Here is an 8,533-nt window from a genome sequence, read left to right as displayed (position 1 = left end):
CTATAAAAATTAGTTCCTATTTTCTCTTATTTCCAGTTTCTGCTTGCAATTCGGGATTATCTTCTATTTTTGACAATTTTTTCCCATTATATTTTCTACATATTTCTTCTATCAAATATTCATTCTTCTTAAAATGATGATCAACGACAATCCCATTTTCAATCAAGCATCTTATCTTAATAATTGTATAATATCTTTGACTTTCTATCGTATAATGAATTGCTTTATGTGTTGTTTTTTGACTAAGAACAATCGCATGATCCAATAAAAATTTTAAAATAGTGGCTAAGTCATAAGAAGAAACACCTTGATAAATTTGATCAGAATAAGTTCCATAAAAATCAATCTGATGTTCCTTCATGATTTCTGTATACCGATTAAAAACATAATTTAACACAATGTTGTTTGTGTGAATAACCTCTGTCGGTATTTCTAATGATATATCTTGAAGTTCAATTTCCTGATTTTCTTTTAAATCTTTAACAAGCTTTTTATAATCATGAATAATTTTGTTATATTTTTTACTTTTTTGATTAGCAATTTCCACAAGTGTTTCTTCATACTGTAATGCTTGTTCATGAATTTTTCGATTCATTAAACGTTGATAGTACTGCGTCATTTCTGAACATAATATATAAATCAATACAATCATCATTAATGAAACTACATACAAACAAATAATCGATGATAAACGCATTTGATTCATCAGATATTCATTAAAAGTATAAAGATCTAAAAAAATAATAGCTACAAGTGTTATCATAACAAAAAACCAAATATGTTTATTTAATTGAAACTCTTCCTTCAAATACTTTTTTAAATAAAAATATTCTATCAACCATATTCCCTTAGAAATAAAAGTAATCAAATATCCTAAATATCCATCATAAGCATAAACAATATAATATAGTGATTGTTGATTTAATAAAAACATACACAATCCATTAATAAGCAACATATTAACATTCACAAAAATAAGTTTAATTATCTTATTATAAATGTCACCATCATAAAAAAGATGAATATATATTAAGCTTATAATCAATAAGATAATGCCTCCATAACTTATAGCAAAATATTTATTCATCATTAAAGATAAAAAACTCATAAATACTATAAAGAATATTTTATTATACTTTACCTCTTCTCTATTTTTAAAGAATAAATCAAGATACATCACATAAATTAAATTTTCTATCAAAACATAAATAATATCTAAAAATAATTTCATCGTATTTTATATTCCTGATAAGCTTCTTTTACAGAATTTTTATATTTATAACTTAAAGGTAGTTGTATTTCATTTTCTAAAACCACCATCATTTCTTTTAGATTAATGTATTGAACATATCTCATATTTACAAGGATTCCATAAGAAATTGTAATAAAATCATTTTTCTTTATCTTCTTAATAAAATCTTTAAAAGTAGAGCGTATTTTATACTCCTCTCTTCCATGAATTACAATATAATTTTTATCTGTATGTATATATTGTATATCATCATAATATATCGCAACAATTCGATTACCACTTTCTACAATAATTCGATCGTGATCTGATTCTAATTTTTTAAGTAATCTATTCATCTTATTGTGAATATCTTCTTTTAATTTCTTTTTTCTAATAAAATCAAAAATATCATAATCTATGCTTTTATAAACAATATGATCATATTTAGTAATGATGATTCTAATGTATTTACTCATTTGAGTTTCTTTAAAAAACTCAAATGCTGTCATATTTTCCATCTCATAGTCTATATAAACAACATCAAAATAATCAATTTCATCAATCAACAACTTTGCTTCTTGAAAATATGATACTTCAAACATTTCATACTCTTGTAAGCAATTATGTATTTCTTCTAAAAAGTTTTTTTCATCATCTAAAATTGCTACTTTGTACATTATTTCATCTCTTGAACCATTTTTACATAATCCACAATTGTTTTATATGTTCTTCTTGTTTCTTTGTTTTTCATAAACTCTTTTGGCATATAAATATGGTCTTTAGCTTCTGCTTCTCTTTCATCTAATGGAATAGGTGTATTGACAACTCCTAAAATATAATCACATGAAACATTAAAAAATTTAGCCATTTCAGCAACTAAATATATATCTGGGATGGTTCTATTTTGTTCATAAAACTGTATTGTTTTCAATGATACCTTAAATACTTTTGATAATTCCTTTTGTGTCATTCCTTTTTCTAATCTTAAATATTGTAATCTCTCTCCTAACATTATTTTGTCCTCCATAAAAAGATTCTCGTTTGATAAATAAAGAATTGCGATATTCTACTATCTCAAATAGTATTATATACTTTTTAATCAATAACATTCTAGTTAATTTTCCCACTATTTCTTTAATTTTCCCTAATAGTATCAAATTTTATTTTTTTCTATAAAATAAAATTGAAATCAAGAAAGGAAGTATTATATATGAACCACCTTGCTAAGTATCTAACAATGAAAATAATTCCTAGAGAATATGAAAATGATTTAGATCAAATTGAACTTGCAATTTATGGAATGGAAGGATTGTTATGCAACCTTTCTACCCTTTTTGTAGCAATTATTTTATCATTCATTTTTCATACAACTTACGAATTCGTTTTATTCATTTTCTTTTTTATACCATTAAGATTATCCTATAAAAGTTTTCATTGTTCATCATTTCTACAATGTCTTGTCTTTTCAAACATGATCATTCTCTTTGCCTCATATTTTATTAAATATGTTACAAATATCCCTTTTTTAAGATTAATATGTTTGAGTTTAATAGTAGCCAATTACACTTTATCTTTTGAAAAAAACAAAAGACTTCATTGCATAGAAATATTGATTTTATACTTATGCTCTTTTATTGATTCATCTTTACTTGTTATTTACTTGATTTCTTTATTTATTAACACTATTTTAATTTTATTGAAAAGAGGTGAAAATCATGTTTAAAGGATTATTTGATTTATTAGTTGGTTTTGCAGCAGTTTTAGATGTACCTCCTTCATGGTGGATCTTATATGAGCCAAAGAAACCCCAAGCATTAAAAAACAAATAAAAAGATGATAAAAACTATCATCTTTTTATTTTCTATTTTATAATATTCCTATGGAAAAATATTATACAACAGGACAATTTGCGAAAATGGCAGGTGTCACATTAAGGACAATTCGATATTATGATAAAATAGGGCTTTTAAAACCATCGCATATTCTAGATAATGGATATCGTCAATATTGTAATAAAGATTTAATTACTCTTCAAAAGATTCTTGCTTTAAAAGAACTTGGATTTTCACTAGAAGAAATCTATCCTCTTATTATAGATAATGATAAAGATAGTTTTAAAGAATCTTTAAAACTACAAACTTCTTTGATTAACCAAAAAATGAATCATCTTAATAATTTAAAAGCAACCATTAAAAGCACTGAAAAAATTTTAGAACATGATCAAATTTCTTGGGAAAAGATTATTGAACTCATTAATCTCACAAATAATGATGAAAGCATTATTCAACAATATTTCAATAGTCAAAACTTATCTACACGTATTTATCTTCATGATCATTTTTCTATTAATAAGGAAAGTTGGTTTGAATGGCTCTATCATCAAATAGACTTTTCTCATGTTTATCAACTTTTAGAAATTGGTTGTGGAAATGGAAAACTATGGGAAAATAATACCTATAATCTAAGAAATAGAGAGATTTTCTTATCAGATATTAGCGAAGGAATGTTAGAAGATACCAGAAAAAAACTTGGTAATGATTATAACTATATTGTTTTAGATGCTCAAAATATTCCTTTTAAAAATCATTTCTTTGATACGGTGATTGCAAATCATGTTCTCTTTTATCTGCAAGATTTGAATCTTGGTCTTTTGGAAATATCTCGTGTTCTTAAGGATTATGGAATATTCTATTGTACAACTTATGGTAAAAATCATATGAAGGAAATTACTGAAATTGTTCATAATTTTGATTCACGTATTCAACTATCTAATAATAACCTTGTAGAACATTTTGGATTAGAAAATGGAAAAACTCTTTTAAGCCCTTATTTTAAACAAATTGAATTAAAGAGGTATGATGATTATTTAATAGTTGATGACGCTAAAGCGTTAATGAACTATATAATGAGTTGTCATGGCAATCAAAAAGAATATTTAGGATATCGTTTAAAAGAATTTCAAGCTCACCTTGAAAAAATCATTGATGAAAATAATGGAATTAAAATTACTAAAGATTGTGGTTTATTTATTTGTAGAAAGTAGTCATACTTTAAGTGTGACACTTTTTTTATTGATAAAATGAAGAAATTTTATATTTTATATTGACACTTACGTAACGTCATGGTTTATTGTTTAGGAGTAAACAAAAGGAGGTACTTCTATGAAAGGTATCGTATTAGCAGGAGGATCTGGAACAAGACTTTATCCTCTAACACAAGTAACAAGTAAACAATTATTGCCAATTTATGACAAACCAATGATTTATTATCCTTTGAGTATTTTAATGGATGCAGGAATTAAAGATATTTTAATTATTTCTACACCTGATGATACTCCTCGTTTTAAAGAATTATTAGGTGATGGACATCAATTTGGTATTTCACTTCAATATAAAGTGCAACCATCTCCTGATGGATTAGCTCAAGCCTTTATTTTAGGTGAAGAATTTATTGATGGTGAAGCCTGTGCCATGATTTTAGGAGATAATATCTTCCATGGTCATGGTTTATCAAAACGTTTAAGAAGAGCCGCAAATAAAGAAGATGGTGCTACTGTTTTTGGATATTATGTTGATGATCCTGAAAGATTTGGTGTTGTTGAATTTGATGAAAATGGAAAAGCTATTTCATTAGAAGAAAAACCAGCTCAACCTAAATCAAATTATGCTGTCACTGGTTTATATTTCTATGATAAACATGTTGTAGAATACGCAAAACAAATCAAACCATCTGCACGTGGTGAATTAGAAATCACTGACTTAAATAAAATCTATCTTGAAAAAGGTAATTTAGATGTTGAATTATTAGGTCAAGGATTTACATGGTTAGATACAGGAACTCATGAAAGTTTAGTAGATGCAACTAACTTTGTGAAAACTGTTGAAACTCATCAAAACAGAAAAATCGCTTGCCTTGAAGAAATTGCTTATAACAACGGATGGATTTCTAAAGATGAATTAAATACAGCATATGAACTTTATAAAAAGAATCAATATGGTAAGTATTTAAAAGATGTAATGGATGGAAAATTTATAGATCAATAAAAAGGAAGTAAAAAAGATGAAAGTTATTGAAACAAAAATTCCAGGTGTTTTAATTGTAGAAACAGATGTTTTTGGAGATCACCGTGGATACTTTACAGAAACTTATTCAAAACCTAAATATGAAAAATTAGGTATTACTGTTGATTTTGTACAAGACAATATGTCTTTTAGTGCACAAAAAGGAACTTTACGTGGTTTACATTGGCAAAACCCACCTTATGCACAATCTAAATTAGTATCTTGTACTAAAGGAAAAGTTATTGATGTTGCAGTAGATATTAGAAAAGGAAGTCCAACATTTGGTGAATGGGTTTCTGTTGAATTAAGCGCTGAAAATCATCGCCAATTCTTTATTCCACAAGGATTTGCCCATGGATTCTTAACTTTAACAGATGATGTTGAATTTAGATATAAAGTAGATAATGTGTATAATAAAGAATCTGAAGGTGGTATGCGTTATGATGATCCAACAGCTAATGTTGATTGGGGATCATTATTAAATGGTATTGAACCTGTTTTAAGTGAAAAAGATCAAACAGGACCAACTTTAGAAAATTCAAATAATCAATTTGTATACGAAGGAGATAAATAAATGAAAATTTTAGTAACAGGTGGTGCAGGTTTCATTGGTGGAAACTTTGTACATTATATGGTTAATAAATATCCAGAAGATATGATCGTTAACTTAGATAAATTAACTTATGCAGGTAACTTAGAAACTTGTAAACCAGTTGAAGGTAAACCAAATTATAAATTCGTTAAAGGTGATATCGCTGATAGAGAATTTATCTTTGATTTATTCAAAAAAGAAAAATTTGATGTTGTTGTTAACTTTGCAGCTGAATCACATGTAGATAGAAGTATTGAAGATCCTGAAATCTTTGTTAAAACAAATGTTATGGGAACAACTACTTTATTAGATGCATGTAATGAATTTGGTATTAAAAGATATCATCAAGTATCTACTGATGAAGTTTATGGTGATTTACCATTAGATAGACCTGATCTATTCTTTACAGAAGAAACACCATTACACACATCTAGTCCATATAGTTCATCAAAAGCTTCTGCAGATTTATTCGTATTAGCTTATCATAGAACTTTTGGATTACCAGTAACTATTTCAAGATGTTCAAATAACTATGGTCCTTACCATTTCCCAGAAAAATTAATTCCATTAATTATTTCTAGAGCATTAAATGATGAAGAATTACCCGTATACGGTACAGGGGAAAACGTACGTGATTGGTTACATGTTTATGATCACTGTGTTGCAATCGACTTAATCATTAGAAAAGGTCGTGTGGGAGAAGTTTATAATGTTGGTGGACATAACGAAAGAACTAACTTAGAAGTTGTTAAAACAATCTTAAAAGCTTTAGGTAAACCTGAATCATTAATCAAATTTGTTTCTGATAGAAAAGGTCATGATATGAGATATGCAATCGATCCAACTAAATTAGAAACTGAATTAGGATGGAAACCAAAATATACATTTGATACAGGTATTCCTCAAACAATTGATTGGTATTTAAATAACAAAGAATGGTGGGAAAACATCATTTCTGGTGAATATAAAAACTATTTCCAAAACATGTATGTAGATAAAGGAAGAGTTGAAGAATAAAAAACAAATGGATCTCGTCATGAGATCCATTTTTAATTAAACTGATATATATTTTTATCTAAATATTCACTACTTTTTTGTACTTCTTCATTAATATAATCTTGACCATATTTTTCAATAATCGTTGGTAATTCAGAAAATAGATTCGTACCTAGTGCTAACTTATTCCCTTCTATATTGAATCCCATTGCAGCCAATGTTGTAGGATACATATCCATATGTGTAAATTGTCTATTTTTTATTTGATCAGTCGTCACTTTAGAATTAATAAAACAATTGTATGTCGTTCTTTGGTAATCTGACGGAACATCATTAACATATTGTTGTGCCATTGTTGGATGATCACCAACTAAAACAATGGTTGTATTTTCATACCAAGATTGACTTTTACACCAATCAATAAAACTATTAATAAGTTTTGATTGACATGCATATATATTTTCATATCTATTTTCATATGTATTAGGGCAATATTTACATAGAAACCCCTTAGGCATATGACAATCTATAGTTGCCATCGTAAAATTGAATTTACCTGTTTGTGCAAGCTGCGTAATCTCATTCTTAGCTAATTCGAATAATTTATAATCGTCTAATCCCCATTGATTAAGTTCATTACTTTTAAATGAATATTCCTGTTTTAACGAATTAATATCACATATTTTATCAAATCCATGCTGTAAAAATAATTTATCTGTCCCAGCAAATTCTTTTTGAGAACCAATCATAAGTTCTTGTATATATCCGTTTTCATTTAAAATATCTCCAATTGTTTTAGCACCTGGCATAAATCGATTTTGTTGATCCATATCATTAGCAACTTCAACTTTTAAAGGTAATCCTGTAAATTGTGATGTCATGGATGCAATCGTCCAAGTTGTACCTGTAAAAGGTAATGCTCCACCTAGTTGATCAGTATTAGAAAAATTAGTATTTTGTTTCGCTAATTCAGTTAATTCAGGTAAACAGTTAACATTCTTGATACCACCATTTTCAGTATCTAAAAAAGTATTTTCAAATGATTCTAAATAAATATAAATAAGATTATTTGTATTATCTCCATTAATTTTAACATCTTTGGGATTCTGATAGATAATTGTACTATCTCCTATATATTCAGTATTTTTCTTTTTATGTACTTTCTTTTTTTTGTTATAAATTGTTGTTTTTTGAGATTGATAATTGAAATAAGCAGTAACATTATAACGGTTATTTGTATATAATAAACTTAATATCAATGTTATTACAATCAATAGAGAGCCCATGCACTTTAAATATTTGAAAGCTTTAGATGAACATTTTCTACGTAGATATAAAACACCAAAAATAAAAAGAATACTTAAAACAAATGATACAACAATTACTCTAATGATATAAGAAAAAATAACTGATGTATCTGTTCCACTCGTTGGTGATAAAAAAGTGAATAATATTTCTTGAAACTTTACATTTCCAAAATTATTATAAATCCAAATATTCGAGTTCAATAAAAGGATATTAATAAAAATAATTATTGTAAAAACTGTAAGTAAAATCTTATTTTTTTTCTTCAACCGGATCACCTCACATTTATATATAAAAAAAGAAGGAACTGGCAACGAGCTATTTTCGCACAATGTACTATCTTCGCCG

Annotated in this window: 10 protein-coding genes; 6 read left to right on the top strand and 4 right to left on the bottom strand. The window is 26.7% G+C overall.

Features of this window, described 5'->3' with window-relative positions; genetic code table 11:
* Nucleotides 1–16: 16 nt before the first annotated feature.
* The 3 genes from LJD32_RS14025 to LJD32_RS14015 are packed head-to-tail and all read right to left on the bottom strand — an operon-like array spanning nucleotide 17 to nucleotide 2,243.
* Nucleotides 17–1,231, bottom strand: a complete 1,215-nt coding sequence (locus tag LJD32_RS14025; protein ID WP_227392692.1) for a hypothetical protein — start codon at nucleotides 1,229–1,231, stop codon at nucleotides 17–19.
* Entirely contained in the window at nucleotides 1,228–1,908 is a 681-nt protein-coding gene (locus tag LJD32_RS14020; RefSeq protein ID WP_032089395.1) for a LytR/AlgR family response regulator transcription factor, read from the bottom strand. The genes LJD32_RS14025 and LJD32_RS14020 overlap by 4 nt, the downstream gene beginning before the upstream one ends.
* On the bottom strand, nucleotides 1,908–2,243 hold the full coding sequence (locus tag LJD32_RS14015) for a helix-turn-helix domain-containing protein (RefSeq protein WP_052010782.1): 336 nt from the start codon (nucleotides 2,241–2,243) through the stop codon (nucleotides 1,908–1,910). The genes LJD32_RS14020 and LJD32_RS14015 overlap by 1 nt, the downstream gene beginning before the upstream one ends.
* A gap of 198 nt (nucleotides 2,244–2,441) precedes the next feature.
* Here LJD32_RS14015 and LJD32_RS15685 point away from each other — a divergent pair, with 198 nt between their 5' ends.
* The 6 genes from LJD32_RS15685 (at nucleotide 2,442) to rfbB (ending at nucleotide 6,901) form a co-directional block, all read left to right on the top strand.
* Nucleotides 2,442–2,954, top strand: a complete 513-nt coding sequence (locus LJD32_RS15685; RefSeq protein WP_032089396.1) for an accessory gene regulator B family protein — start codon at nucleotides 2,442–2,444, stop codon at nucleotides 2,952–2,954.
* A complete protein-coding gene (locus LJD32_RS14005) occupies nucleotides 2,947–3,060 on the top strand; it encodes a cyclic lactone autoinducer peptide (RefSeq protein WP_081918857.1) in 114 nt (37 codons plus the stop codon). Before LJD32_RS15685 ends, LJD32_RS14005 begins: the two co-directional genes overlap by 8 nt.
* Nucleotides 3,061–3,110: 50 nt before the next feature.
* Nucleotides 3,111–4,274: a MerR family transcriptional regulator gene (locus tag LJD32_RS14000; RefSeq protein ID WP_175302077.1), complete on the top strand. Its 1,164-nt coding sequence runs from the start codon at nucleotides 3,111–3,113 to the stop codon at nucleotides 4,272–4,274.
* A 118-nt stretch (nucleotides 4,275–4,392) separates the two neighbouring features.
* Entirely contained in the window at nucleotides 4,393–5,274 is an 882-nt protein-coding gene (rfbA, locus tag LJD32_RS13995) for a glucose-1-phosphate thymidylyltransferase RfbA (RefSeq protein WP_032089398.1), read from the top strand.
* Between the two features lie 16 nt (nucleotides 5,275–5,290).
* Nucleotides 5,291–5,866: a dTDP-4-dehydrorhamnose 3,5-epimerase gene (gene rfbC, locus LJD32_RS13990; protein WP_022001318.1), complete on the top strand. Its 576-nt coding sequence runs from the start codon at nucleotides 5,291–5,293 to the stop codon at nucleotides 5,864–5,866.
* Nucleotides 5,867–6,901, top strand: a complete 1,035-nt coding sequence (gene rfbB, locus LJD32_RS13985; RefSeq protein WP_022001319.1) for a dTDP-glucose 4,6-dehydratase — start codon at nucleotides 5,867–5,869, stop codon at nucleotides 6,899–6,901.
* 32 nt (nucleotides 6,902–6,933) lie between these two features.
* Here rfbB and LJD32_RS13980 read toward each other — a convergent pair whose 3' ends face one another.
* Nucleotides 6,934–8,454, bottom strand: a complete 1,521-nt coding sequence (locus LJD32_RS13980) for an LTA synthase family protein (protein WP_227392691.1) — start codon at nucleotides 8,452–8,454, stop codon at nucleotides 6,934–6,936.
* Nucleotides 8,455–8,533: the final 79 nt, after the last annotated feature.

Origin of the sequence: Faecalibacillus sp. TM498 (assembly GCF_020589955.1) — a bacterium.
In the GTDB taxonomy this organism is placed as follows: domain Bacteria; phylum Bacillota_I; class Bacilli_A; order Erysipelotrichales; family Coprobacillaceae; genus Faecalibacillus; species Faecalibacillus intestinalis.
Note: the sequence above shows the minus strand (reverse complement) of the source record. Positions and strands in the feature narration are given on the sequence as shown.

Coding starts and splice junctions, on each gene's coding strand:
- rfbA (WP_032089398.1), top strand. CDS start 4,393: ATGAAAGGTATCGTATTAGCAGGAGGATCTGGAACAAGACTTTATCCT.
- LJD32_RS14015 (WP_052010782.1), bottom strand. CDS start 2,243: ATGTTAGGAGAGAGATTACAATATTTAAGATTAGAAAAAGGAATGACA.
- rfbB (WP_022001319.1), top strand. CDS start 5,867: ATGAAAATTTTAGTAACAGGTGGTGCAGGTTTCATTGGTGGAAACTTT.
- LJD32_RS14020 (WP_032089395.1), bottom strand. CDS start 1,908: ATGTACAAAGTAGCAATTTTAGATGATGAAAAAAACTTTTTAGAAGAA.
- LJD32_RS14000 (WP_175302077.1), top strand. CDS start 3,111: ATGGAAAAATATTATACAACAGGACAATTTGCGAAAATGGCAGGTGTC.
- LJD32_RS15685 (WP_032089396.1), top strand. CDS start 2,442: ATGAACCACCTTGCTAAGTATCTAACAATGAAAATAATTCCTAGAGAA.
- LJD32_RS14025 (WP_227392692.1), bottom strand. CDS start 1,231: ATGAAATTATTTTTAGATATTATTTATGTTTTGATAGAAAATTTAATT.
- LJD32_RS14005 (WP_081918857.1), top strand. CDS start 2,947: ATGTTTAAAGGATTATTTGATTTATTAGTTGGTTTTGCAGCAGTTTTA.
- rfbC (WP_022001318.1), top strand. CDS start 5,291: ATGAAAGTTATTGAAACAAAAATTCCAGGTGTTTTAATTGTAGAAACA.